The 23819-nt window shown below is 62.6% G+C and carries 22 protein-coding genes and 1 riboswitch; of the genes, 6 read left to right on the top strand and 16 right to left on the bottom strand.

Translation table 11 applies throughout. From position 1 onward, the window contains the following. Positions 1-103: 103 nt before the first annotated feature. Positions 104-1210: a GTP cyclohydrolase FolE2 gene (gene folE2, locus BUC08_RS14975; protein WP_037926087.1), complete on the bottom strand. Its 1107-nt coding sequence runs from the start codon at positions 1208-1210 to the stop codon at positions 104-106. A gap of 199 nt (positions 1211-1409) precedes the next feature. Beyond that, a complete protein-coding gene (gene metZ, locus BUC08_RS14970) occupies positions 1410-2588 on the bottom strand; it encodes an O-succinylhomoserine sulfhydrylase (protein ID WP_037926090.1) in 1179 nt (392 codons plus the stop codon). 68 nt (positions 2589-2656) lie between these two features. Further along, a riboswitch (SAM riboswitch) is annotated at positions 2657-2734 on the bottom strand. Between the two features lie 110 nt (positions 2735-2844). Here metZ and BUC08_RS14965 point away from each other — a divergent pair. Beyond that, positions 2845-3729 carry an alpha/beta hydrolase gene (locus tag BUC08_RS14965; RefSeq protein WP_037926093.1) on the top strand — a complete coding sequence of 295 codons (885 nt, stop codon included), beginning with the start codon at positions 2845-2847 and terminating at the stop codon, positions 3727-3729. A gap of 69 nt (positions 3730-3798) precedes the next feature. Here the strand turns inward: BUC08_RS14965 and BUC08_RS14960 are convergent, their stop codons facing one another. The 3 genes from BUC08_RS14960 to ftsY form a co-directional block, all read right to left on the bottom strand. Continuing rightward, positions 3799-4437 carry an inner membrane-spanning protein YciB gene (locus BUC08_RS14960; protein WP_174861651.1) on the bottom strand — a complete coding sequence of 213 codons (639 nt, stop codon included), beginning with the start codon at positions 4435-4437 and terminating at the stop codon, positions 3799-3801. Then, positions 4434-5336 (bottom strand): EamA family transporter, encoded by a 903-nt coding sequence (locus BUC08_RS14955; protein ID WP_037926409.1) that lies wholly within the window; start codon positions 5334-5336, stop codon positions 4434-4436. The genes BUC08_RS14960 and BUC08_RS14955 overlap by 4 nt, the downstream gene beginning before the upstream one ends. 169 nt (positions 5337-5505) lie before the next feature. Beyond that, on the bottom strand, positions 5506-6918 hold the full coding sequence (gene ftsY, locus BUC08_RS14950) for a signal recognition particle-docking protein FtsY (RefSeq protein ID WP_037926095.1): 1413 nt from the start codon (positions 6916-6918) through the stop codon (positions 5506-5508). Between the two features lie 93 nt (positions 6919-7011). Here ftsY and BUC08_RS14945 point away from each other — a divergent pair, with 93 nt between their 5' ends. Continuing rightward, positions 7012-7884, top strand: a complete 873-nt coding sequence (locus BUC08_RS14945) for a lytic transglycosylase domain-containing protein (RefSeq protein WP_143186754.1) — start codon at positions 7012-7014, stop codon at positions 7882-7884. A gap of 2 nt (positions 7885-7886) precedes the next feature. Here BUC08_RS14945 and BUC08_RS14940 read toward each other — a convergent pair whose 3' ends face one another. Continuing rightward, complete coding sequence (locus BUC08_RS14940; RefSeq protein WP_037926101.1) at positions 7887-9590, bottom strand: NAD(P)H-dependent oxidoreductase subunit E; 1704 nt, start codon at positions 9588-9590, stop codon at positions 7887-7889. A 227-nt stretch (positions 9591-9817) separates the two neighbouring features. On the opposite strand from BUC08_RS14940, the gene BUC08_RS14935 reads away from it, so the two are divergent. Both BUC08_RS14935 and BUC08_RS14930 read left to right on the top strand, forming a co-directional pair. Continuing rightward, entirely contained in the window at positions 9818-10210 is a 393-nt protein-coding gene (locus tag BUC08_RS14935) for a hypothetical protein (RefSeq protein WP_037926415.1), read from the top strand. Between the two features lie 227 nt (positions 10211-10437). Beyond that, positions 10438-11391, top strand: a complete 954-nt coding sequence (locus tag BUC08_RS14930; RefSeq protein ID WP_224769681.1) for a cyclase family protein — start codon at positions 10438-10440, stop codon at positions 11389-11391. Here BUC08_RS14930 and xseA read toward each other — a convergent pair. Continuing rightward, positions 11388-12938: an exodeoxyribonuclease VII large subunit gene (gene xseA / locus BUC08_RS14925; protein ID WP_037926103.1), complete on the bottom strand. Its 1551-nt coding sequence runs from the start codon at positions 12936-12938 to the stop codon at positions 11388-11390. The genes BUC08_RS14930 and xseA overlap by 4 nt on opposite strands. A 78-nt stretch (positions 12939-13016) precedes the next feature. Between xseA and purD the strand changes: the two genes are divergently transcribed. Next, positions 13017-14282: a phosphoribosylamine--glycine ligase gene (gene purD, locus BUC08_RS14920; RefSeq protein WP_037926106.1), complete on the top strand. Its 1266-nt coding sequence runs from the start codon at positions 13017-13019 to the stop codon at positions 14280-14282. Between the two features lie 67 nt (positions 14283-14349). On the opposite strand, the gene BUC08_RS14915 is transcribed toward purD, so the two are convergent. Next, positions 14350-15066: an FG-GAP repeat domain-containing protein gene (locus BUC08_RS14915; RefSeq protein WP_037926109.1), complete on the bottom strand. Its 717-nt coding sequence runs from the start codon at positions 15064-15066 to the stop codon at positions 14350-14352. After that, on the bottom strand, positions 15066-15389 hold the full coding sequence (locus tag BUC08_RS14910; protein ID WP_037926112.1) for a 2Fe-2S iron-sulfur cluster-binding protein: 324 nt from the start codon (positions 15387-15389) through the stop codon (positions 15066-15068). The genes BUC08_RS14915 and BUC08_RS14910 overlap by 1 nt, the downstream gene beginning before the upstream one ends. A gap of 202 nt (positions 15390-15591) precedes the next feature. Here BUC08_RS14910 and BUC08_RS14905 point away from each other — a divergent pair, with 202 nt between their 5' ends. Then, positions 15592-16119 carry a peptidoglycan-binding domain-containing protein gene (locus BUC08_RS14905; protein WP_037926115.1) on the top strand — a complete coding sequence of 176 codons (528 nt, stop codon included), beginning with the start codon at positions 15592-15594 and terminating at the stop codon, positions 16117-16119. Positions 16120-16185: 66 nt separating this feature from the next. Here the strand turns inward: BUC08_RS14905 and BUC08_RS14900 are convergent, their stop codons facing one another. The 7 genes from BUC08_RS14900 to BUC08_RS14870 form a co-directional block, all read right to left on the bottom strand. Beyond that, positions 16186-17661 (bottom strand): DegQ family serine endoprotease, encoded by a 1476-nt coding sequence (locus tag BUC08_RS14900; RefSeq protein ID WP_037926120.1) that lies wholly within the window; start codon positions 17659-17661, stop codon positions 16186-16188. Between the two features lie 277 nt (positions 17662-17938). Further along, complete coding sequence (locus BUC08_RS14895) at positions 17939-18136, bottom strand: DUF2065 family protein (protein WP_037926122.1); 198 nt, start codon at positions 18134-18136, stop codon at positions 17939-17941. 1 nt (position 18137) lies between these two features. After that, a complete protein-coding gene (hflC, locus tag BUC08_RS14890; RefSeq protein ID WP_037926125.1) occupies positions 18138-19031 on the bottom strand; it encodes a protease modulator HflC in 894 nt (297 codons plus the stop codon). Then, entirely contained in the window at positions 19031-20200 is a 1170-nt protein-coding gene (gene hflK / locus BUC08_RS14885) for an FtsH protease activity modulator HflK (RefSeq protein ID WP_037926127.1), read from the bottom strand. The genes hflC and hflK overlap by 1 nt, the downstream gene beginning before the upstream one ends. Before the next feature lie 75 nt (positions 20201-20275). Further along, positions 20276-21745 (bottom strand): FAD-dependent oxidoreductase, encoded by a 1470-nt coding sequence (locus BUC08_RS14880; RefSeq protein WP_037926130.1) that lies wholly within the window; start codon positions 21743-21745, stop codon positions 20276-20278. A gap of 18 nt (positions 21746-21763) precedes the next feature. Continuing rightward, positions 21764-22552: a ribose-5-phosphate isomerase RpiA gene (rpiA, locus tag BUC08_RS14875; protein WP_037926133.1), complete on the bottom strand. Its 789-nt coding sequence runs from the start codon at positions 22550-22552 to the stop codon at positions 21764-21766. Positions 22553-22624: 72 nt separating this feature from the next. Then, complete coding sequence (locus tag BUC08_RS14870; RefSeq protein ID WP_051694320.1) at positions 22625-23656, bottom strand: Hint domain-containing protein; 1032 nt, start codon at positions 23654-23656, stop codon at positions 22625-22627. Positions 23657-23819: the final 163 nt, after the last annotated feature.

The following is a 23819-nucleotide window of genomic DNA, read 5'->3' as shown; positions in this document are numbered from 1 at the left end:
ATAGCTGCATTGCAGCATTTCGAATATGCTTTCGCTTATTTATTGTGCAAATAGCCTGCTTTACCCCCGCCGCACCGCAGCGTAGCAGGGGTAAACCAGCGCTTTAACCGATGTGGAACAACGACTGGAACAGGCGCGGGTCCAGGCTGTCGGCGGCAAATGTTTCGCCCTCGGTCAGCACCGAAACCGCATCGTGGCTGTGCAGGCTTTCCTGGTGGCTGGCGACAATACGGAAATCGCCAACGCGGTGGTCCGCCAGAAGCTGTTCGCAGAACAGGCGTGCCGCGTCTTCGACAAAGATCGGGTTGGCCGCGTTCAGTTCGGCAAAGGCCTGTTCATCCTCGCGTTTCACCATCACCTGCGTCTCGGTCGGCACGGCACGGCGGCAGGCGTCAATCAGGTCCTCGAACCACAGCGGTCCCGCGTCACAGTCCAGCACAACCGAAATCCGCGCAACCGAGCGTTGCGAATGCGGGGTCGCCAGTTGTCCACGGGTGGCACGGGCATGTTCGCTGAGTTCCAGCGAGCAGGGACATGTGGACGAATAGACGTAATCCAGATGCACGATCTTCTTGCGCACCCCGTTGTGTTCGACCAATTCCAACGCGATGTCGTAGTATTGGTAGCCTGACAGGCCGGACCGCAGGCTTTCCACCTTGATCGGGAAGGAAAACCGCATCTGGATGCGAGCGTCAAAGCTTTCCAGGTCGGTCTTGTAATCGTCCAGCGCCGCCTCGATCACCTCGAAGCTGAAGGTTCGTTCGGCATGGGTATAGAAGGACCGCATGATGCGGCTCATGTTGATGCCCTTCTTGTCCGCCTCAAGGCTGACAGTGCCGGTAACAGATGTTTCCAGCAACAGCGGCGTCTCGGTGTTGCGGCTGCGGTAACGGATCGGCAGGCGGAAGTTCGAGATGCCGACATGCTGGATTTGCTGGTGCGCGCCCTTGATCAGGCTGGACGGCCCGTTTTGCAGGTCGGGCAGCGTCGCCTTATAGCTTTCATCGACCTCGAACCCTTCGGGATAACTGCGCGAAAAGGCAGGATAATCCACGCCGGAATCCCCCGGCAACAGGCGCGCCACAGAAGCGTCCAGTTCCAGAATTTCGGTGGGTGTGGCTGATTTCGCCCAACGGCGCAGCACATCCAGCGCCGCAGCGGCGTCATCACGTTCGGGTATTTGTTGGATATCGGGCGTATGAATATTCATGCAGTGGCCCCCCTTTGTCTATCGATCCACACACTACATAGGTGTGCAACCGATGTTTGCCAATGTCTGTGAAGGATACGTGCGGCTTTGCGTATCGGTTCAAAATCTCGCCATAAATCATGCGCAACCTTGAATTTTTCTAGGACATCTACGACGAAAAAGCGCCCGAAACCGCAGCTTCGGGCGCTTTTACCAAGGCTTAGGCCTGATCAAGGGCCTGCAACACATCCGCAATCAGATCGGCCGGGTCTTCCAGTCCGACGGAAACACGCACCAGGCCGGGTGTGATGCCCAGCAGATCTTTTTGATCCTGCGGCAGACGTTGGTGGGTGGTGGTGGCAGGATGGGTCAGGATCGATTTGGCGTCGCCCAGGTTGTTGGAAATCACCCCGACCTTCAACGCATTGAGAAAGCGGAACGCCGCCTCCTTGCCGCCCGCAAGGTCCAGAGCCAGCAGCGTGCCACCCTTGCCCATCTGACGCATACACAAGTCGTGTTGCGCATGGGACGGATGCCCCGGATAGACCGCGCGCGCCAGCTTCGGGTGTCCCACCAAGGCTTCGGCCAGGGCTTCGGCGGTGGCGGTCTGGGCGCGCACACGCAGGTCAATGGTTTCCAGGCCTTTCAACATGATCCACGCGCTGAACGGCGACAGCGCAGGACCAGTGTGTTTCAGAAAGGGCTCAACAGTCTTGCGAATGTACTCTTCCGACCCCAGGATCACACCGCCCATGGCGCGCCCCTGCCCGTCGATGTGCTTGGTCGCGGAGTAAATCACCACGTCCGCGCCCTGTTCAAACGCACGGCTGTAGACCGGCGAGGCAAAGACGTTGTCGATCACAACCTTGGCGTTCTGCGCGTGGGCCAGCTTGGCCACAGCGGCGATGTCGACCACCTCAAGCGTCGGGTTCGACACGCTTTCAAAGAACACCACATCCGTCTCGGGCGTGATTTCGCGTTCCCATGCGGCCAGATCGGTGCCGTCCAGCAGGACGATCTCGACCCCGTAGCGGCCCAGGATCTCTTCCAGCACGTACAGACACGACCCGAACAAGGCCCGCGCCGCGACCACGCGGTCGCCCGCCTTCAGCATCGACATCAGCGCACCGCTGACCGCAGCCATCCCCGATGCCGTGGCAAAGGCCGCTTCGGCCCCTTCCAGCGAGGCGATGCGGTCCTCGAACATCGCAACCGTCGGGTTGCCGTAACGGGCATAGATAAACTCGTCCTCGCCTAGCGCCTCGAACCGCCCTTCGGCGGCTTCGGCGCTGTCGTAGACAAAGCCCTGTGTCAGAAAAATCGCTTCGCTCACCTCGCCGTACTGGCTGCGGCGGGTGCCTGCGTGCACGGCGCGGGTGCGTGGTTTCCAATCGGTCATAGTCGTCATCCTCACGGGCCTGGGAAGGGCTGGCCACAAAAAAGCCCCCGAAACGCGGTCAAGCGAAGGGAGGCTTCATCCTGACCTTTTAGCGGGATTATTTAACGTGGCCCGCAATCCGGTAACAAATCGCCACGGCGACACGGATAGGCCCTTGTCCCGCCAGCGTCAACACCACGCGTCGGGGTCATGTAAAGTTTACATAGATTGCCTAGAGGTTCCGCGAACAGCACCGAAACGTTGCAAGGAGAAGCTCTTGCCCGTCCTCAGAGTGAACGCCGCCCCCCACGGCCCCTGTCTGCACCTCACAAATGGCCCTCTGCGCCCTGCGTTGATGTCCGCGGCACGCGGCACCGGGCCGATCATCGTGATGATCCACGGATACAGCTACAACCCGGAACTGCCCAACCATTGCCCCCACCGCACCCTGCTGCGCCGCGATGGCGCGTGGCTGCGGCAGATGGGCTTTGGCATGGGCGACCCTGACGAAGGTCTGGCGCTGGGGTTTGGCTGGAATGCGCGCGGTCCGGTCTGGCGCGCGGCACGCCGTGCGCGGGCATCAGGTGCCCAACTGGGCCGGGTCCTGCGCATCCTGCACCACGCCGCGCCCCATCGCCCCATCCACCTGATGTCCCATTCCATGGGGGCCGAAGTGGCCCTGGCAGCACTTCACGTGCTGCCGCGCGGTGCCGTGACGCGGATGCTGACGATGGTCCCGGCCAGCTATAACAGCACCGCAGATGAGGCCTTGCAGACACCTGCCGGGCGCGCGCTGGAATGGATCAACGTGGCCAGCCGCGAGAATGCATTGTTCGATCTGATGTACGAACGTCTGGTGACCCCGCCGCGCCGCCGCGACCGTGTGATCGGTGCGCGTTTGCAGGCAGGCAACGCGACCACCCTGCGCCTGGACTGCCCACGCACGCTGGACTGGCTGCAACGCTACGGCGCGCAGATCGCCCCGCCCGCAGCGCGCATCTGTCACTGGTCAGGCTACACCCGCCCCGGCGCGCTTGGCTTCTACAACCGTTTGCTGCGTGATCCCGCCCGCGTGCCGCTCAGCGCCTTGCAAGCTCCCCTGCCGACCAGCCGGACACGCTGGCGCCTGCCTCTGCCCGGATGGCAAAAAGCGGCCACCTGACCAAGGCGACCGCTTTCTTCTGGCGCTGGTTTTCCCGCCGGAGGCATCAAATCGCCATCCCGCCGCGGATCAGTCCGGTGTCGTGTCGTCCTTGGCCTCTTCGGTCCCGTAGGTCTGGAACAGCTTGCCCTGGCTCAGAAAGAACGCGAACACCGCGATCGACAGCCCAAAAGTCTTGAAATACACCCATGTTTCGGTGCTTTGCGTGCGCCAGATCACCTCGTTCAGCACCGCCAGCCCGAAAAAGAACAGCATCAGCCGCTTGGTCAGGATCATCCAGCCTGCATCCTGCAGGGGCATCATCCCTTCCATTACGTATTTCAGATAGGATGTGCCGCGCAGCAGGCCAAAGCCCAGCAAACCGCCGAACAGCAGGTAGATCATCGTCGGCTTCATCTTGAAGAAACGGTCGTCGTTCAGCCAGACCGACAGCCCCCCAAATATCACCACCAGCACCAGCGTCGCCACCTGCATCCGGCTCAACTGACCGGTCAGATACCAAAGCGCGCCGGTCGAGGCGATCAGCAGCGGAATGAACGCCGCCGTCACGACGATAAAACCGTCATAATCGGTGCCGCCGATGGTAAAGACGCGGTCTTTCAACATCAGGTACGCCACGAAGAACACAAGGATCGGGCCGAAATCCAGCGCCGATTTCAGGAACGGGTTGATCTCGCGTTTGTCTGTCACAGGAATGTCCTTGGTCATCCGCCCATCTCTACAATCACGGCACCCAAAGCAATCAGCGCCATCAGCGCGATGCGGCGGGGGCCTACGGTTTCTTTCAGCACCAGCCAGCCGATAAAGGCGGCAAATACCGTCGAGGTTTCACGCAACACGGCAGCTTCGCCAACCTTGTCCAGCCGCGTGGCCATCATGATAGAGCCAAAACTGAGAAACGCCACCAGCCCACCCAACACGCCGCGCCGCATCAGCGGAGCCACGGCAGGCCGGTCCGGCATCGCACGCCAGCGCATATAGGCAATCGGCGGCATCGACAGCGCGTCGATCATGAAAAACCATGCCAGAAAAGTGAACGGGTTTTCGGTCGCGCGGATGCCATAGGCGTCGTAGGTGGTGTAAAGCGCCACAAACAGGCCCGTCAGCACCGCCAGCCCCAGCGCCATGTTCAACGTATCCCGCGCCGCCGTCAGGGTGCGCAGGTTGTAAATCGCCAGCCCGAAGATGCCGCACAACAGCACCCCGACGCCGGTCCACTGCACCCAGGTGAACACTTCGTTAAAGATCAGATAGGCGCCGATGACCGCAAAAAGCGGACCGGTGCCGCGCACCACGGGATACACAACCGTATAGGCGCCCTTGGTATAGGCCCAGGCCTGCAAAAGCTTGTAAACAGTGTGAATCGCCCAGGCCCCGAAGAAGATCGGCCACATATGCGCCTCGGGCCAGGGCACCACGAACAGCGCAAAGGGGGCCGCCATCAGGCCATAGCTGAAATCAATCGCACCCCGTGTCAGCCAGGGATCGTGCCGCCCCTTTTGCATCGCGCCAAAGACCGCGTGCAGGAACGCTGCTGACAACGCAAGGATCAGCGCCAGCCGGTGCCCCGCTTCGGTGCCCTCGATTGCCAAAAGCCAGTCGGTCATGGGCGACGCCCGCACAGCGGGGTGCATGCGCTCCGGCCTGTGGCCGCCCCCCAAGGATCGATCAGCACCAGAGAAGAATGAGCGGGTCGGAAATCAGAAATCATGACACAGCCAGTGACGCGGAACGCGGGCAGCCGCAAGAGGTTTTGCCCTTGATCGCGTTGCCGTGTCAGACATCCGCACCGGTCAGGGCACGGGCAAAATCTTCGGGATCAAAGGCATCAAGGTCGTCGATCTGTTCGCCCACGCCAATGGCATGGATCGGCAGGCCGAATTTATCCGCCAGCGCCACCAGCACGCCGCCCTTGGCGGTGCCGTCCAGTTTGGTCATCACCAGACCCGAGACATCGGCAACTTCCTGGAAAATCTTGACCTGATTCAGCGCGTTCTGCCCCGTGGTCGCGTCCAGCACCAACAGCGTGTTGTGCGGCGCGCTGGGGTCTTTCTTGCGGATGACGCGAACGATCTTGGCCAGTTCCTCCATCAGGTCGGCGCGGTTTTGCAAGCGGCCTGCGGTGTCGATCATCAACAGGTCGGCCCCGTCCTGCTGCGCCTTGGTCATCGCCTCAAAGGCGAGGCTGGCGGGATCGGACCCTTCGGGCGCTGTCATCACCGGCACGCCCGCACGTTCGCCCCAGACCTGCAATTGTTCGACCGCAGCGGCGCGGAACGTATCACCGGCAGCGATCACCACGTTCTTGCCCGCCGCGCGGAACTGGCTGGCCAGCTTCCCAATGGTCGTCGTCTTGCCCGACCCGTTGACGCCAACCACCAGCACCACCTGCGGTGTCTTGGGGTAGATCGGCAAAGGCCGCGCCACCGGTTCCATGATGCGGGCAATCTCGGTCGCCATCAGGTTCTTGATCTCGCCCACCGACAGCTTTCGCCCCATGCGCCCTTCGGCCATGTTGGCGGTGACGCGCAGGGCGGTGTCGACCCCCATATCGGTGGAGATCAGCAACTCTTCGAGCTGTTCCAGCATGTCGTCATCCAGCACGCGGCGCACGACGGGCTGGGCTGCGGGGCTGCGTTTGAACAGACGGTTCAACAGGCCACCCGACGCGGGCCGGTTGTCCGCCTCTTGCTGGCCCGGATCAGCCGCGCGCGGCAGTTCTGCGGTGGCCGCAGCAGGCGTTTCCATCAGCGTATCGACAGCCATGGTTGCCGGACCCGGTCCGGGCGTCGGCGATGGCGGCAAATCCGGTTCGGGGGCCGGAACGGGATCGGGTTCGGGCGTGGGCTGCGGTTCGGGCGTCTGCGGGATTTCCGGCGTCGGCTCGGGCGGCAGGTCCGGCTGCGGTGCCGGGATCGGTGTCGGCTCCGGCGTTGGCGCAGGATCGGGCGCCGGGATCGGGTCAGAGGGCAGATCCGGTTCAGGCACCTCTTCGGGTGCCGGTGCGGGCACCTGTTCAGGCTCCGGCGTGGGTGCCGGTTCCGGCGCAGGTGTCGGGTCCGAGGGTTGCGGCAGCTCCGGTTCTGCGGCGCTGACCTCGCCCCCGTCTTCGACAATCGCCTCCAGCCCCTCGTCAATTTTTGACGAGGATTTGAACATGCGGTCCTTGAGTTTCTTGAAAAACGCCATGATGCCCCGATAAATGGTTTAAACCTTAGCTAGTACGCGCAGAGGGTTATGAAAAGGGCCAGTATGAACCGAAGCGGCCTGAAAGCGATCTGCATGGCACTGATGGTGTGTCTGATGCCGGTGGGCGCCGTGGCGGAAAATGCACAACCCGGCACCCTGTGCAGCGATGGCACGTTGGGCTCGATCAACTGTATCCGGCCGCAGTTTTTCGCCTTTGACACCTGCCAGCTGATCGAAGACGCCGCACGTCGGCACGGGCTGGACGCGGGCTTTTTCGCGCGGCTGTTGTGGCAGGAAAGCCGCTTTGATCCCCATGCAATCAGCCCCGCAGGCGCGCAGGGCATCGCACAGTTCATGCCCGCCACGGCGGCGCTGCGCGGGCTTTCCGATGCGTTCAATCCCGCCGAGGCGATGGAACGGTCGGCGCATTACCTGGGCGAGTTGCAACGCCGCTATGGCAACCCGGGACTGGCGGCGGTGGCTTACAATGGCGGTGAACGGCGTGCTGACGGCTTTACCCAAGAGGACAAGGGTCTGGTACAGGAAACCTGGGAATATGTACGTATTATCACCGGCCTGGGCGCCGAGCAGTGGCGCGATGACCCGCCCGACACCCATGATTTCCGTCTGGATGCCGCCCTGCCCTTTATGCCCGCCTGTCTGGCACTGGCCAAGGATCGGCGGATAACACCGTTGAAATCACCCCAGAAACCGTGGAGCGCGCAGCTGGCCTATGGCAAGACACGCGCACAGGCACAGGCCAATGTGAAACGGCTGACCGCACAGTGCAGCAGCCGCGTTGCGCGCGAAACCGTGGAATATGTCACCGTCCCGAACCGCGTGCGCGGCCAGCCGCCCTATCATCTGGGGCGGATCGGGCGGGACACGAAGGAGGACGCAGAAAAAATCTGCGCCACCCTGCGCAGGGACGGCTGTTTGTGCCGCGTGCTCAAGCACAAAGGCTGATGTCAGATTTCGTCCGCGAAATGCTTCATCGTCAGACGGATCGGGTTCGGTGCCGCCTGCCCCAGTCCGCAGATCGACGCATCGGCCATGGCGGTGCACAGATCCTCAAGCAGCGGCTGGTCCCATTGGTCGGCCTGCATCAGCTTGACGGCCTTTTCGCAGCCCACACGACACGGCGTGCACTGGCCACAGCTTTCGTCCTCGAAGAACCGCAGCATGTTCAACGCCGCATCGCGCGCTTTGTCGTGATCAGACAAGACAACCACCGCAGCGGAGCCGATGAAGGTTCCATAAGGTTGCAATGTGTCAAAATCCAAAGGGATGTCATTCATAGACGCAGGCAGCAAACCGGACGACGGACCACCCGGTTGATAGGCTTTAAAGCTGTGCCCTTCGGCCATGCCACCCGCCGCCGCAATCACGTCCGTGATCGTCGATCCGGCAGGCAGCAGATAGACACCCGGCTGCGCCACGCGGCCCGAAACCGAATAGCTGCGCAGGCCGGTGCGGTCGTTCTTTTGCGTTGCCGACAGCACTTGCGGACCTTCGCGGCAGATGCGTGCGACCCAGTACAGGGTTTCGACGTTGTGAACCAGCGTCGGGCGATCAAAAATGCCCACCTGCGCCACAAAGGGCGGACGGTGGCGCGGGATGCCACGCTTGCCTTCGATGCTTTCGATCATCGCGCTTTCTTCACCGCAAATATACGCGCCCGCGCCCCGCCGCAGATCGATAAAGCCCTCACCGACAAGCCCCGCATCCTCCAGCGCCTTGATTTCACGGCGCAAAATCTCGATCACCGCCGGATATTCATCACGCATGTAGATAAAACAGGTCTGCGCCTCGACCGCCCATGCGGCAATCAACATCCCTTCAAGAAACAGATGCGGCGTACGTTCCAGGTAATAGCGATCTTTAAAGGTTCCGGGTTCACCCTCGTCGCCGTTCACGGCCAGATATCGCGGACCTGCGTTGTCCCGCACAAAGCCCCACTTCTTACCCGACGGAAAACCCGCGCCGCCCAGGCCACGCAGTCCGCTGTCCAGAACCTGCTGCTGAACCGCCTCCCAGTCTCCGTTCATGCGCAAGTTCAACAGCGCGCTGTAACCACCTGATTTCTTGTATTCTTCCAGATTTTCATACCTGGGGATAACTGTGTGGATATGATCTTCGGCGATGGCCGCCTTTACCTTTTCCGGTGTGGCGTGGTCGATGTGGTTGTGACCCAGCTCAAGCACCGGAGCCGTGTCACAACGGCCCATGCATGGCGCGCGCAGGACGCGCACTTCGGCAGGGTCCAGCCCATCCTCAAGCGCCGTCTTCAAAGCCTGCGCACCCGCCAGTTCGCACGACAGGCTGTCACACACGCGGATGGTCAGGGCGGGTGGTGGCGCCTCGCCTTCTTTGACCACGTCAAAGTGGGCGTAGAATGTCGCAACTTCGTAGACTTCGGCCATCGACAGCCGCATTTCCTCGGCCAGTGCGCGCAGGTGGGCGGCGGACAAATGGCCATATTCGTCCTGAATCAGATGCAAATGTTCGATCAACAAATCGCGACGGCGTGGCGCATCCCCCAGCAGCGCGCGCACTTCGTCCCAGGCCTGATCTTCCAGCGCACGGCCCTTTGGGCGCACGCGTCCCTTGCCCTTGCCCGATTTCCAGACCCCGCGCCGGGTGTCGCCCTGTTTTTCCTGATGAACTGCCATCTTCTGTCCCTGCCTTGCGTGCCCCCGAGGGGGCGAATTTGAGGCACACTAGCCCATCGCCGCCACCCGCTTCAGCCCAAAAGCGACCCTTGAAAGCAGAATTCGTGCCACCCGCCTTTGCCGATTGTGGTGTGGTGGCGCACATCGGAAACGTGCGGTTGACACATATCTGCCGATCCATGCGACGCGGGCTGGCGCAGAGGCGCAGCCTCTGGCAATCTGGCGACATGATGACACGCATATTCCTTCTCGCCACCCTCTTCGCAGCCCCCTTGGCCGCCGAACCGATGGATGGCGCTGCCTTTGACGCCTATACCAAGGGCAAAACGCTGTTTTTCGGCTCTGGCGGCGCGCCCTACGGGGCCGAGGTTTACCTGGACGACCGACGCGTGCGTTGGTCGTTCCTGGATGGAGAATGCAAGGACGGCTACTGGTACGAAGAAGCCGGTAACATCTGTTTCGTCTATGAGGACCGCCCCGAGCCGCAATGCTGGACGTTCGAGCAGCGTGGCGGCGGGTTGTTGGCGCAATTTCAGAACGAACCGGGTGCGCTGTCCCTCTACGAGGCGCAGGACCTGGGCGAGGAAATGCTGTGCCTGGGACCAAAGATCGGCGTCTGATCCTCAACCGTTTCCTGACCAGACAGCGCCAATAACCGCCTGTTTCCAACCTCTTCCATTCCGTCGGATGCGGACCTGCACGCTTGCGCTCTGCGCTGTCGGCGCGTCATGATGCCCTGAAACCAGGGGGAGGAGACCCGAAGATGACAGACCGATGGACGCACAGGCCGCCCGGATCGAACTAAGGGGATTTTGGCCCTGACGACCAGCTTGGGCGGCTGAACCTGATGGACCGCGCCAAGGTCAAACAGGGGCTGGCCGAGGCGGTCGAGGGGATCACATTCTGCCTGTCCCTGCCGCTGGATTATCCCGGTGGCAGCGGGCTGAACCCGCGTCGCAAGCCGCCCATCGTCCGCCCCACGCTGCGCGAGGGGGCCGTGAACTTTAACGCGACCCTGCCGGGCGCCTCGGATGTTCTGTGCGATGATCTGGCGATCATACACCTGCAATATTCCACCCAATGGGACGCACTGTGCCATGTGGGCGGTCAATTCGACAGCATGGGCACCGGCACGGCGGACAAGGTGTTTTACAACGGCTACCGCGCGGGCGAACATATCATCGCCCCCGACCAGATGTCGGACGCGGGCGTTGGATCGGACATGAAGCCACACAGCACGTCACAGGCGACTGCGCTGGGGATCGAGAACGCCGCCGCCCATGGCATTCAAGGGCGCGGTGTCATGGTCGATCTGCGGGCGCATTTCGGCGACGACCGCACGTTGGTTGATCACGACATGCTGATGCAGGTGATGCAGGACGACGGCGTGCAGATTGAACCGGGTGACATGCTGGTGCTGCACACAGGCTTTGCTCAGGTGATTCTGGACATGCACAAAACCCCGGACGAGGACCGCCTGCACAACGCCTGCGCGGTGCTGGACGGGCGTGACGCGCGGCTGTTGCAATGGATCACCGACAGCGGGATCGCGGCGATTGCCGCCGACAACTACGCGGTCGAGGCCACACCGGCCAGCCCCGGCGAGGGGTGTTGTTCCACCCTGCCCCTGCACGAACATTGCCTGTTCAAGAACGGGATCATGCTGGGCGAGCTGTGGCACCTGACGCCGTTGGCCGATTGGCTGCGGGCCAACGGGCGATCGCGGTTCCTGATCACGGCGCCACCGCTGCGGCTGCCCTCGGCTGTGGGCTCTCCGGTGACGCCCGTGGCGACGGTCTAGAACAGCGATCCTTGGTCCGGAGCTTCGGGGGCGGCTTTTTTCGGGGTCGCCCCACCAGCCTTGCCGCCGACCACCAGCTTGCCGTCCGCGAATTCGATCTCCAGCGTGGCGGCTTTTTTCGCCCCCGCCTTGGTCGTGACCACATCCCCGTCGCCACGCACCACCGCGTAACCACGCGCCAGCGTCGCCTTGTAGCTGAGGGTTTCGCGCAAACGGTCCATCGCGTCGATCTTGCGGCGCAGGGTTTGCGTCTGGCTTTGCCCCGCACGGGTGATGCCCGTGACCAGCCGGTCCAGATCCCGCCGCGCCGTAGCGGTCTGGGCTTTCAGGGCAGCAGGATCGAAACGGGCGGTACGGCTGGCGAAACGTTCCGATTTCGCGGCAACCGCACGAGACAGCGCCGGGGCCAGACGTGCGCTGAGACGGTCCAGATCACGCCGTGCGGTCTGTACCGTCCGGCGCAGCGTTGCGGGGCGCAGGCTGCCCGAGGCCTCGGACAGCTTGACCTTGCGCTGCTGCACCCCGGCAATCAGCGCAGGCCCCAAACGGTCGCCCAACACGTCAAGCCGCTGTCGCGGCCCCTCGACCAGCACTTCGGGGCGCGGCAAGGCACGGCCCAGATCGCTCAGCCGCTGACGTCGGCGCACGAGCGTGGTCGACAAAGCCTGCGACATCCGCGCGCCCTGCCCGCCCAGCCAAGCCAGCAATTCGTGGCGTACCGGCACTGCCAGTTCCGCCGCCGCCGTGGGCGTTGGCGCACGCCGGTCCGAGACATAGTCGATCAGCGTGGTATCGGTCTCGTGCCCGACAGCAGAAATCAACGGAATCTCGGAGGCCGCTGCCGCACGGGCGACGATCTCTTCGTTGAACCCCCACAGGTCTTCGACGCTCCCCCCGCCACGCGCCACGATCAGCAGGTCGGGTCGGGGCAGCGCACCGCCGGGTGTCATGGCGTTGAACCCTGCAATGGCACGGGCAACCTCCGGGGCGCAGCGTTCGCCCTGGACCGCCACGGGCCAGATCAGCACCTTGCGCGGGAACCGGTCCCGTAAACGGTGCAGAATGTCACGGATCACGGCGCCGGATGGCGAAGTCACAACGCCGATGATGTCCGGCAGATAGGGCAAGGGACGCTTGCGCGATTCGTCGAACAACCCTTCGGCCTGCAACATCCCCTTGCGCTTTTCCAGAAGCGCCATCAGCGCGCCCATGCCCGCGGGTTTGATGTCCTCGATGACGATCTGGTATTTCGACTGCCCGCCAAAGGTGGTGATGCGCCCCGTGGCGATCACCTCCATGCCTTCCTCGGGCTGGGTTTGCAGACGGCTGGCCACGCCTTTCCACATCACGCCGGAAATCACGCTGCGGTCGTCCTTGAGGTCCAGATAGACATGCCCCGAACGCGGACGGGACACACGGCCCACTTCACCGCGGATGCGCACATGGCCAAATTCACCTTCGATCACCCGTTTGATCGCCCCCGAAAGCTCGGTGACGCTGAACTCGGGCGAGTTGCCAGCCTCGGTCGGGTCGTCGATCAGGTCCATAAGCCGTGCCTTGTGTGCTTGTGTGGCGGGTGTGCGCAGACTAGAACGCGGGGCAACAAAGGCCAAGGAGTGTGCGGCATGAATATTCTGATCCTCGGCGGTGGTGGCCGCGAACATGCATTGGCATGGGCTGTGGTGCAAAACCCCAAATGTGACAGGCTGATCGTCGCACCCGGCAATGCAGGCATCGCCACCATGGCAGAATGCGCCACGCTGGATATCGAGGATGGGAGCGCCGTGATTGCGTTGGTCGAGGAGGAATCGATTGATTTCGTCATCGTCGGCCCCGAGGCACCGCTGGCCGCCGGGGTGGCCGACCGTTTGCGGGATGCGGGTGTTCTGGTGTTCGGACCCAGTGCTGCGGCTGCGCAACTGGAAGCGTCCAAGGCCTTTACCAAGGAAATCTGCGATGCCTGCGGTGCGAACACCGCCGCCTATGGGCATTTCACCGATGCCGCCGCTGCCCGCGCCTATGTGCAACAGCAAGGTGCACCGATCGTGGTCAAGGCCGACGGTCTGGCCGCTGGCAAGGGCGTGATCATCGCCGAAACCGTGGCCGAGGCAGAGGCCGCCATCGACGACATGTTCGGCGGTGCCTTTGGCGGGGCCGGCGCCGAGGTGGTGATCGAGGAATTCATGGAGGGCGAGGAAGCCTCGTTCTTTGTGCTGTGCGACGGCACCGACGTTCTGCCGATGGGCACCGCACAGGACCACAAGCGCGTGGGCGACGGCGACACCGGCCCCAACACCGGCGGCATGGGGGCCTATTCCCCGGCACTGGTGCTGACGGATGCGATTGCGCAGGTGGCGCTGGACCAGATCATCAAGCCTTGCATGGACGAGATGGCCAAGCGTGGCATGCCCTATCAGGGTATTCTGTACGCGGGCCTGATGATCAAGGATGGCGTGCCGCGTCTGGTGGAATACAACGTGCGCTTTGGCGACCCCGAGTGCCAGGTGCTGATGATGCGCCTGGGCGCGCAGGCACTGGACCTGATGCACGCCGCGGCTCAGGGGCGTCTTGCCGGGGCGCGTGTGAACTGGGCCGACGATCATGCGATCACCGTCGTGATGGCGGCCAAGGGCTATCCCGACGCCTATGAAAAGGGCACCGTCATCAACGGGCTGGACGCACTGCCCGAGGACAGCAGCAACATGGTGTTCCACGCAGGCACCAAACGTGAGAGCGGCAAGTTCATCGCCAACGGCGGGCGCGTTCTGAACGTCACGGCCCGTGGGGCGTCATTGGCAGAAGCCCGTGACCGCGCCTATGCGATGGTTGACGCGGTGGACTGGGACGGCGGTTTCTGTCGGCGCGACATCGGCTGGCGGGCGCTGGACTGACAGGTTGCAGGGAGCTCTGCCCCCGCGTCTGCGACGCGTCCCCGGAGTTTACCAGGCAAGATGAAGGTCAGCGGCAGGTCAGCGCGCGCCGTAGGGCCGTGGCGCTGTAGCGGCCCAAGCTGCGCGTTTGCGTGCGCCCGTTGACCAGCCGCGTCGCGATGATACGCGACCAGTCGGCATTGGCGGTCAGGATTTCGGGCGGGCCGTCGCAGGTGCGCAGCCCACCCGCAATTGTCTCATCCCCGATGCGGTGATTGGTCAGCCCCTGCTGGTCCGTAACGTGCTGTAGCGTGCCGTTTTCATATCGCCAGATGCGCAGGACCTTGGCCAGATGCGGGCGGTCGACATAGGCAATCTCGACCCGGCCATCGCCGTCCAGATCGCCGATGCCCGCAGGGGCAAGCCAGCGGTTGCGCCTGCCGATATGTGGCGTGGCGGTGCGGATCAGCGTTGTTTTGTCCAAACGGTAGACGACCAGCGCGGCACCTTGGGTCATGGTGCTTTCCACAACGACCACCTCGGGGATGCCGTCGTGATCCAGATCGGCAAGACGCGGGGCCATATCCTCGAACACCGCTGTTTCGGGCAGGGTCACGCAGGCCTGCGTTGCCGGGCCGGTCAGGCACAGCCGCCCCCATTCCGGCAGGTCGCCCATGATGGCGTGACCATAGCGGTGGGTCGGGGCCTCGTACCACGCGGTATAGGCCCCTAGCCGTGTTTCGGCCCGCGGGGCCGCAGCCGCAGCGACGGACAGCAGCGCCCAAAAGAGCGCCGCCAGCCGCATCAGATTTGTTTTTCAGGCATGTGAACGACCAGACCGTCCAGCGCATCGCTGACCTTGAGCTGGCAGGTCAGACGCGACCGCGCGGGATCGGGTTCGTAGGCAAAGTCGAGCATGTCTTCTTCCATGTCGTCCTTGGTCGGCAGTTTTTCGACCCAGGCCGGATCGACATACACGTGGCAGGTCGAGCAGGCGCAGGCGCCGCCGCAGTCGGCTTCGATGCCTGGAATGTTGTTGTCGCGCGCGCCTTCCATGACGGTCATGCCATTGGCAACCTCGACCACATGTTCTTTGCCGCCGTGCTCGATATAGGTAATCTTGGCCATTCTCGCCCCCTTCGTTCGAAATCCCTGCATGTCTATCCAGCCGATGTTGGCTGCGCCAGCCCCTTTTGCATCGACGCGCGGGCTGGTGGCGTGGGGCACACAGTTTCCCCGCGCACCCTGCCCCGCGGGGCTGGTCACGGCCGGGCGATGCCGCTAGCTTGGCGCGCAAAGCCGCCTCTGAACCGGCCCGGGGACACGAGCAATGATCCACTTTCGAACCGCGACCCTCGGCATTTTGCTGCTGGCCGCCTGCGTGCCCATGTCTGACGGGAACGGGCTGGACGGACCGGGCATGATCCGCCTGACAGCGGAACGCCCCGAGGGAGCGGCCCCCGACAGTTGCTGGGGCAAGAAAACATCACCCGCGATCATCGAGACCGTGGAACGCGAAGTGCTGTTGAAACCCGCGCAGGTTACGGCTGACGGGGTGATCCAGCAGCCCGCCGTGTACCAGCGCGAAAGCGTGCAGGAAATCGTGCAAGAGCGCGTGGACACGTGGTTTCAGGTGCCCTGTGCCGCCGACCTGACGCCCGAGTTCGTCTCGTCCCTGCAGCGCGCGCTGGCGGCGCGCAACATCTATCACGGTCCGGTCAACGGCGAGATGACGATGCGTACCCGTGCAGCCGTGCGCCGGTTCCAGGCGCCTGACGGCTTTGACAGCGACATCCTGACCATTGCCACCGCCCGCAAGTTGGGGCTGGTCGCAGTCGAACGCCAGCCAGCGGAGTAATTCCCCAAAAGCAAAAGGCCGGACCCAAGGGGCCCGGCCAGTCGCTGTTTCAGTCAGGCGCGTTGCTTAGTCGGCAATGCCCAGCGCCACAAAGCGCGGATCACCGCCACGGCGCACCAGCAACAGCAGTGACTTGCGGCCCGCTTCCTTGACCTCGGCCACACGCTGTTCAAAGTCGGACGTCGTCGCGACCTTTTGCTGACCGGCTTCGGTGATCACGTCTCCGGCGCGCAAGCCTTTCTCGAAGGCCTCCGAGCTTTCGTCGACAGCACCAACCACCAGCCCGACCAGATCATCGGAGACACCCAGTTCGCTGCGCATCTCGTCGGTCAGCGGTGCCAGTGTAAGACCCAGCACCTCTTTGGTGGATTCCGGCGCCTGTTCGGCTCCGTCCCCTTTCGCCACCGCGGGAACCGCACCTTCGGCTTCTTCACGACGGCCCAGGGTAACCTTCAGCGTCACGGTCTTTCCATCGCGGAACACGACCACACGCACCGCTTCACCAACGGGGCTGTTGCCCACCTGGCGCACCAGACCGCGTGTGTCCGCCACATCGACACCGGCAAAGCTGACGATCACGTCGCCGTCCTTCATGCCTGCTTCCATCGCGGGCCCTTCGGGCACGGATGTCACCAGCGCACCGGTGGCTTTCTCAAGCCCCATCGCCTCGGCGATATCGGGGGTCACGTCCTGAATGCGCACGCCCAGCCAGCCGCGGCGGGTTTCGCCGTATTCCTGCAACTGTTTAACCACGCGGTTCACCACGTTGGACGCCATCGAGAAACCGATCCCGATCGAGCCACCGTTGGGTGACAGGATCGCGGTGTTCACGCCGATCACCTCGCCGTCCATGTTGAACAGCGGGCCGCCCGAGTTGCCGCGGTTGATCGCGGCGTCGGTCTGGATGTAGTCGTCATAGGTGCCGCTCAGAGCACGGTTGCGGGCCGACACGATACCGGCCGAGACCGAAAAGCCCTGGCCCAGCGGGTTGCCCATGGCGATGACCCAATCGCCCACACGCGCCGCGTCGCTGTTGCCGAAGGGCACGAAAGGCAGCGGGCCGTCGGCCTCGACCTTCAGCAGGGCGATGTCGGTGTTGGGATCGGTGCCAACGACCTTGGCATCCAGTTCCTTGCCGTTGAAGAACTCGATGGTGATCTCGTCGGCACCTTCGATCACGTGGTTGTTGGTGACCACATAGCCGTCTTCGGAAATCACAAAGCCCGACCCCAGCGCGGACGACCGGCGGGGACGATCACCGTTGTTGTTGCGATCCTGGAAATCGCGGAAAAAGTCCTCGAAGGGGCTGCCTTCGGGCACAATGCCCTGCGGTCCGGTGTTGCCTGCGACGACAGTGGACGTGGTGATGTTCACCACCGAGGGGCTGATTTTCTCGGCCAGCGGCGCGAGGCTCTCGGGTTTGGCCTGTGCCGCAATCACCTGCGCCAGCACAAGGACCATCGCCAGGGCCGTCAGCCACAAGGCGCGAATTTGAAGGATGGGTGTGCGTGTTGTCGACACCGCGACCGCTCTGGTCTGCATACGACGTTCTCCTGCTTTTCATGCGGGCGGGACGCCCGCTTTTCACACATTGCTGCGCGTCTGCGCACTACCGTGCATCTAGCGTTGCTGGCTTGCAACATGAAAGATGGAATTCAATCGCACCCTGTCAACACCCCGTTACTCATCTGTGAACCGCACGAGGGGCAGACACGATGGGTGCGCTTAGTGTCGTTTGGCCAGAAATATCCCAGCCGGTGGCACAGCACAAAAATTCAAAGAATTTCGCATAAAATCAGGTGGCGAAGCCGCGCCGCGATCACTCCAGCCCCAGTTGGAACGCCGCCCAGACCAGCAAAAGACCGCTCACCAAAGCGAGAAGACCCACCTGCCGTCGCATCCCCTCGGGCAGGCTGCGCAACAGCTCCAGCACCCGTTCGATAAGCAAAGGGGCCAGCGCATAGGCCAGCCCCTCCACAATCATCACAAGTCCAAGGGCCATCAGGACCCAGGCCATGTTATTCGCCTTCGGCCGACCGTGCGCCCTGATCCGAGCGCAGGTAGTTGAAGAACTCGCTGTCGGGCGACATGACCATCGTCGAGTTTTCACCTTTCAACGCCCGCTCGTAGGCGGTCAGCGAGCGGTAGAACTCGAAGAACTCGGGATCGGCGCCAAAAGCCTCGGCAAAGATACCGTTGCGCTCGGCGTCGGCTTCACCGCGGATGATGTCCGCCTGCCGTGTTGCGTCCGAGGTCAGCTCGACCACCGTCCGGTCCGCTTGGGCACGCACCCGCTGTGCGGCTTCTTCACCGCGCGCGATTTCGTCCGCCGCTTCGCGTTCCCGTTCGGCCCGCATCCGGGCGAATGTCGCATCAAGGTTCTGCTCGGGCAGGTTCGTCTGCTTGAGACGCACGTCGATGACTTCCAGTCCCAGGGGCAGAGCACGCTGGCGCGCCTGTTCGGTGATGCGCGCCATCAGGCCCGCACGGTCCGCCGACAGGATGGTGTTGGATGTCACGCCGTTCGAGCCCAGAACCGCCCGGATCACCGGGTTCAGGATGCCCTCAAGCCGGTCCTCGGCCCCGCGCATCCCGTTGGCACCAACCGCTTGGCGGAACTGCACCACATCGGAAATCCGGTAGCGGGCAAAGGCATCGACGACCAGACGGCGGTCATCCGAAGGTGTCACCTCGGTCGGGTCGGTGTCCAGCGCCTGGATGCGGTCGTCGTAACGCACGACTTCCTGAATCAGCGGGATCTTGAATGCCAGGCCCGGCTCTTCCTTGACCGACTTGATCTGGCCGAATTGCAGCACCAGCGCCTTTTCACGCTCGTCCACGATAAAGACCGAGCTGAGCAGGATCGCCACCAGCACGACGACGGCGGGAATGATAAATGTTGTGTTCCGCATCAGTTCGATCCTCCACGGCGCAATTCATTGAGCGGCAGATAGGGCACGACGCCCTGCCCGCCGTTGCCACCGGTTGAATCCTCAAGGATGATCTTGTCCACATCCCCCAGGATTTTCTCCATCGTCTCCAGATACAGGCGTTTGCGTGTCACCTGTGGTGCCTTGGAGTATTCTTGCAGAACCGAGGTGAAACGCGCCGCCTCACCCTGGGCTTCGTTCACTTGCTGGGCGCGGTAACCTTCGGCCTCTTCCAGCGTTTGCGCCGCTTCACCACGGGCGCCGGCCAGCACACGGTTGGCATAGGCATCTGCCTCGCGCTCAAGACGGTCGCGTTGCTGTTCAGCCGCCTGCACTTCGCGGAAGCTGTCGATCACTTCGCGCGGCGGGTCGGCTTTATCAAGGTTCAGACGCAGGATGTTCACGCCGCTGTCGTATTGGTCCAGGGTTGTCTGGATCAGTTCCTGTGCCTCGTCCGCTATGACCTGACGGTCACGGTTCAGGATCGGGGCCAGTTCCGAGCGCGCAATCACTTCGCGCATGGCCGATTCCGACACGGCACGAATGGTTTCCTCCGGCTCGGCCAGGTTGAACAGGTATTTCGCAGGGTCCGAGATGTTCCAAACCACCTGGAAATCGATGTCGATGATGTTTTCATCGGTGGTCAGCATCAGGCCGGTTTCGCCGCGCGTACCGGTACCGATGGTTTCGGTCTGTTCACGTGTCACCGGCAGAACGACAGCCGTGACCAGCGGCCAGGGCGCAAAGTTCAGGCCGGGGTCACCGGTTGCCGAGTATTTGCCAAGGAACAGCTCGACCGAGCGTTCTTCGGGTTTCACAGTGTAGAAGCTTGCAAGCCCCCAAGCGATAATCGCCACCAAAACCGCAAGGCCAACAGTCCCGCGTGTCAGACGCGGGCCGCCGCCACCGCCCGGACCACGTCCGCCAGTGCCGTTGTTGCCACCACGTCCGCCCATCAGGACGCGCAGTTGTTCCTGGCCCTTTTTGACCAATTCGTCGATTTCGGGCATCTGCCCGCCACCTTCTCCGGGGCGACGACCGCCACCGGGTTTGCCGCCATTGCCTGCGCCGTTTGAGCCGCGATTGCCCCCGCGCCCGTCATCTCCGCCAGAGCCTCCGCCGCCCCAAGGGCCGCCTGTGTTGCCAGCCATATGTCTTCTGTCCTCCTGTTCGCGACCCGTGGGGGACGCGCATCAAATCATTAACTGTGTATTTTACTTGAGAATTCAAGCAGTGCGTGTCGGTGTCCGCATTGTCACGATTTCCTCGGACATGGTCGGATGCACGGCGCACACGCGGTCAAAGTCTTCCTTTGTTGCGCCCATCTTGATCGCGATGCCCGCAAGCTGGATCATTTCACCGGCATTGGGCGCGACGATATGACATCCCAAAATCACCCGCGTTTTCTTGGACACGATCAGTTTCATCAGCACCCGGTCGTCGCGTTTGGCAAATGCTGTCTGCATGGGCCGGAAACTTGAGGCGTAAATCTCGATCTCTTCCTGCTCGGCGGCGGCTTCTTCGCTCAGGCCGATGGTGCCCATTTCGGGCTGTGTGAAGATCGCGGACGGGATCAGATCGTGATCCACCGGCGTCGGGTTGTCGCGGTACACGGTCTCGACAAAGGCCATGCCTTCACGGATCGCAACCGGCGTCAGGTTCACGCGGTCGGTCACATCGCCAATGGCATAGATGTTGTCCACGTCGGTCCGGGAATATTCGTCCACCAGAATCTGCTGGCCCCGGCCCAGCTTCACGCCAGCCTCTTCCAGCCCCATGCCGTGGGTGTTCGGTGCGCGGCCCGTGGCAAAGAACACCACGTCAAAGACCTTTTCCCCGCCTGTGGTCGATTTCACCCGGATCGGCCCGCCGCGCGTGCCTGCTTCGGGGCTGGTCTTGCGGTTGGCGATCTCGGCGCTTTGCTGGGCGTCGGCCCCCATTGCGGCGTCCGAGCCCACGTGTGGTGCGTGTTCTTCGGTGTCGGGGCACATCTCGACGATGTTGGTGCCCACGCGCAGGTCGATGCCCCGTTCACGCATGGCCTCGGCCACCAGTCCGCGTGCCTCGTCATCAAAGCCGCGCAGGATTTGTGCACCGCGGTAATATTGCGTCACTTCGACACCCAACCCGTGCAGGATACAGGCGAATTCGCAGGCGATATAGCCGCCGCCGATGATCAGGATCGACTTGGGCAGCTTTTCCAGATGGAAGATGTCATCGCTGACGATGCCCAGATCGGCATTGGGCAGATCCGGGCGTACCGGGCGCCCGCCGGTGGCGATCAGAATGGTCTTGGCTGTCTTTTCCTCGCCGTTGGACAACACGACGGTGTGCTTGTCCTTCAGCGTGGCGCGGCAGTCGAAAGTTTCCACCCCGGAATTGGCCAGCAGGTTGCGATACACGTCTTCAAGCCGGTCCAGTTCAGTGTTCAGGCGTTTCTGGAACACCAGCCATTCGAACGGTCCCTCCTGCAGGTCCCAGCCATAGGCCGAAGCATCGCGCACCGTGTCGCGGTATTCGCTGGCAAAAACCATCAGCTTTTTCGGTACGCAACCGCGGATCACGCAGGTCCCGCCATAGCGGCTTTCCTCGGCCAGCCCGACCTTGACGCCGTCGCCCGCCGCCACGCGCGCCGCACGCACGCCGCCCGAACCGCCGCCGATTACAAAAAGATCAAAGTCGTATGAAGATGCCATGAAAGCGCGCCCCTAAAATTAGTCTGCAAGGTCCGAGAACAGGTTGTCCGTCTCGACAAAGTCCAGACGGTCCTGTTCGATCGTACCTTCATTTATGTCGCGCACCTCGACCCGTCCATCGCCATAGCCGATCACAACCGCGTCACAGATATCGATGAACAGCCCGTTTTCGACAACGCCGGGCATCTGGTTCAGCACCAGCGAAAGCTGCCGCGCATTGCCGATGCGATGCAGGTGCAGATCCAGAATGTGGTTGCCTTCGTCGGTGATGAAAGGCCGCGCGCCGTTCATGCGCAGCGACGAAGACCGCCCCAACACATCCATCGAGATCAGCGTTTCCTCGACCAGCGCCTGCGTGGTCTGCCAGCCAAAGGGGATCACCTCGATGGGCAGGGGAAACGCGCCCAGCGTCTCGACCTCTTTGCCAATGTCGGCGATCACGACCATCTGGTCGCTGGCCGTAGCCACGATCTTTTCCTGCAAGAGCGCTCCGCCGCCGCCCTTGATCAGGTTCAGGTCACCATCGAATTCGTCGGCGCCATCGATGGTCAGGTCCAGCCACTTGGCCTCGTCCAGCGACATCACCTCGATGCCCACCTCGCGCGCCAGCTGCGCCGTGCGGGTCGAGGTCGGAACGCCCTTGATCCGCAGCCCGTCGTTGCGCACCATTTCACCGATGCAGCGCACCAGCCACGCAGCCGTACTGCCGGTGCCCAGACCCACGCGCATTCCATCCTCGACATAGTCGGCAGCCCGTTTGGCCGCGACGAATTTTGCCTTGTCGATGGGCGATAGTTCTCCGGACATGTGGCAGCTCCGTTGGTGTCTCCTGCTGCTTATAGGAAAGATGCGTCTTGGGTGCTATGGGCAATCGTCGTTTCAGGGCACGGGATGGGCCATCACCGGGGCGATCCGCGACACGCGTTCAGCGTGGCGCAGCATCCGCCGCCACTGTCCCACCCGCAGGCAGGGGCGTGCGGGCGGCATGGACTCGGGTGGTCCTGCAACTGCCGCGATTTCCTCTTGTGCCACCGGTCCCAACACCCTGAGCGCCTCGGGCCCCGGCAGCATGGTTTCCGCAATCGCGCCGTTTGCACGCACCAGATGGTGCGCCGCGCACATGATGTGATGGTAATGCACCACGTATCGCGGTGAGATGCCAATACCGGGCAGACCGACAAGCGCCTTGGCCGGCACCAGATGCTCCTGCCCGCCCGCCAGCCAGTCCGCGGCCACCAGAATGCGGTGTTGCGGCGATACGAAAAGATCACGGTTGTTGCCCAACGCACCGCGGGCGATGCGGATCGGTGCCAGGTTGCCCTGACCGCTGACCTTTTGCCGCCCGCACCAGACCACCTCTTGCGGACCGTCATCCACGGTTGTCACCAGATCGCCCACCTGAATGTCCTCAACCGCACGTTCACCATCGGGCACAGCGATAAGCGTGCCGCGCAGGAAACAGACCGCCATGTCCGCATAGGCAATCGTCGGGTCGTTCGAAGCGATCGAGACAATCTTGTATTCCTGCCCCGGGATCAGCCGTTTGTCCGACGCGATGCCGACAACATCACCGTCGAATTCAAGGACGTAGATCGTGATGTTGTCGCCCGGGTCTGTCGAACCCACCGGCCGGATGACATAGGCATATTCGGTCTCGACGCTGGTGCCGGGTGAAAACTGGGTGCCGTTCAGGGTCAGGGGATCGGCCAGCTCTTGTTGCCCGTCGCCATCTTCAAAAGTGCTGTCGTTATCGATCATGACCAGATCGCTGGCGACAGCAGAAGGGTCGATCCTGATCGTGGAACCATTGGCAACCGAATCCGAGTTGCCGGTGTTGTTCGAGTCGAACGGATCGGGACCGGTCGTGGTAATCGTGTCAAATCCATAAGCATCGAACGTATAGCTTGGCATGTGCCTGGCTCCATTGGTTTACAAAAGGCCAATCCTTGCAGCACCTGCGTGGGCATCCCTGAAAGGCCGCCCCGAAAGTGGCCGCGACTTTGGGAAAAAATAAGAAAGTATTGTGTAAAGTTATGGCCTTATTGTGATCCAATACGGCAAGCTGCAACCCAAG

The organism is Pseudosulfitobacter pseudonitzschiae, assembly GCF_900129395.1.
Classification (GTDB): domain Bacteria; phylum Pseudomonadota; class Alphaproteobacteria; order Rhodobacterales; family Rhodobacteraceae; genus Pseudosulfitobacter; species Pseudosulfitobacter pseudonitzschiae.
The sequence above is the reverse complement of the archived record's forward strand: the minus strand, read 5'-3'. Positions and strand labels throughout refer to the sequence as shown.

Coding starts and splice junctions, on each gene's coding strand:
- folE2 (WP_037926087.1), bottom strand. CDS start 1,210: ATGAATATTCATACGCCCGATATCCAACAAATACCCGAACGTGATGAC.
- hflK (WP_037926127.1), bottom strand. CDS start 20,200: ATGGCTGGCAACACAGGCGGCCCTTGGGGCGGCGGAGGCTCTGGCGGA.
- BUC08_RS14945 (WP_143186754.1), top strand. CDS start 7,012: ATGGCACTGATGGTGTGTCTGATGCCGGTGGGCGCCGTGGCGGAAAAT.
- rpiA (WP_037926133.1), bottom strand. CDS start 22,552: ATGTCCGGAGAACTATCGCCCATCGACAAGGCAAAATTCGTCGCGGCC.
- BUC08_RS14895 (WP_037926122.1), bottom strand. CDS start 18,136: ATGGCCTGGGTCCTGATGGCCCTTGGACTTGTGATGATTGTGGAGGGG.
- BUC08_RS14960 (WP_174861651.1), bottom strand. CDS start 4,437: ATGACCAAGGACATTCCTGTGACAGACAAACGCGAGATCAACCCGTTC.
- metZ (WP_037926090.1), bottom strand. CDS start 2,588: ATGACCGATTGGAAACCACGCACCCGCGCCGTGCACGCAGGCACCCGC.
- BUC08_RS14935 (WP_037926415.1), top strand. CDS start 9,818: ATGATGACACGCATATTCCTTCTCGCCACCCTCTTCGCAGCCCCCTTG.
- BUC08_RS14870 (WP_051694320.1), bottom strand. CDS start 23,656: ATGCCAAGCTATACGTTCGATGCTTATGGATTTGACACGATTACCACG.
- purD (WP_037926106.1), top strand. CDS start 13,017: ATGAATATTCTGATCCTCGGCGGTGGTGGCCGCGAACATGCATTGGCA.
- BUC08_RS14955 (WP_037926409.1), bottom strand. CDS start 5,336: ATGACCGACTGGCTTTTGGCAATCGAGGGCACCGAAGCGGGGCACCGG.
- ftsY (WP_037926095.1), bottom strand. CDS start 6,918: ATGGCGTTTTTCAAGAAACTCAAGGACCGCATGTTCAAATCCTCGTCA.
- xseA (WP_037926103.1), bottom strand. CDS start 12,938: ATGGACCTGATCGACGACCCGACCGAGGCTGGCAACTCGCCCGAGTTC.
- BUC08_RS14900 (WP_037926120.1), bottom strand. CDS start 17,661: ATGCAGACCAGAGCGGTCGCGGTGTCGACAACACGCACACCCATCCTT.
- BUC08_RS14940 (WP_037926101.1), bottom strand. CDS start 9,590: ATGGCAGTTCATCAGGAAAAACAGGGCGACACCCGGCGCGGGGTCTGG.
- hflC (WP_037926125.1), bottom strand. CDS start 19,031: ATGCGGAACACAACATTTATCATTCCCGCCGTCGTCGTGCTGGTGGCG.
- BUC08_RS14910 (WP_037926112.1), bottom strand. CDS start 15,389: ATGGCCAAGATTACCTATATCGAGCACGGCGGCAAAGAACATGTGGTC.
- BUC08_RS14930 (WP_224769681.1), top strand. CDS start 10,438: ATGGACCGCGCCAAGGTCAAACAGGGGCTGGCCGAGGCGGTCGAGGGG.
- BUC08_RS14880 (WP_037926130.1), bottom strand. CDS start 21,745: ATGGCATCTTCATACGACTTTGATCTTTTTGTAATCGGCGGCGGTTCG.
- BUC08_RS14915 (WP_037926109.1), bottom strand. CDS start 15,066: ATGCGGCTGGCGGCGCTCTTTTGGGCGCTGCTGTCCGTCGCTGCGGCT.
- BUC08_RS14905 (WP_037926115.1), top strand. CDS start 15,592: ATGATCCACTTTCGAACCGCGACCCTCGGCATTTTGCTGCTGGCCGCC.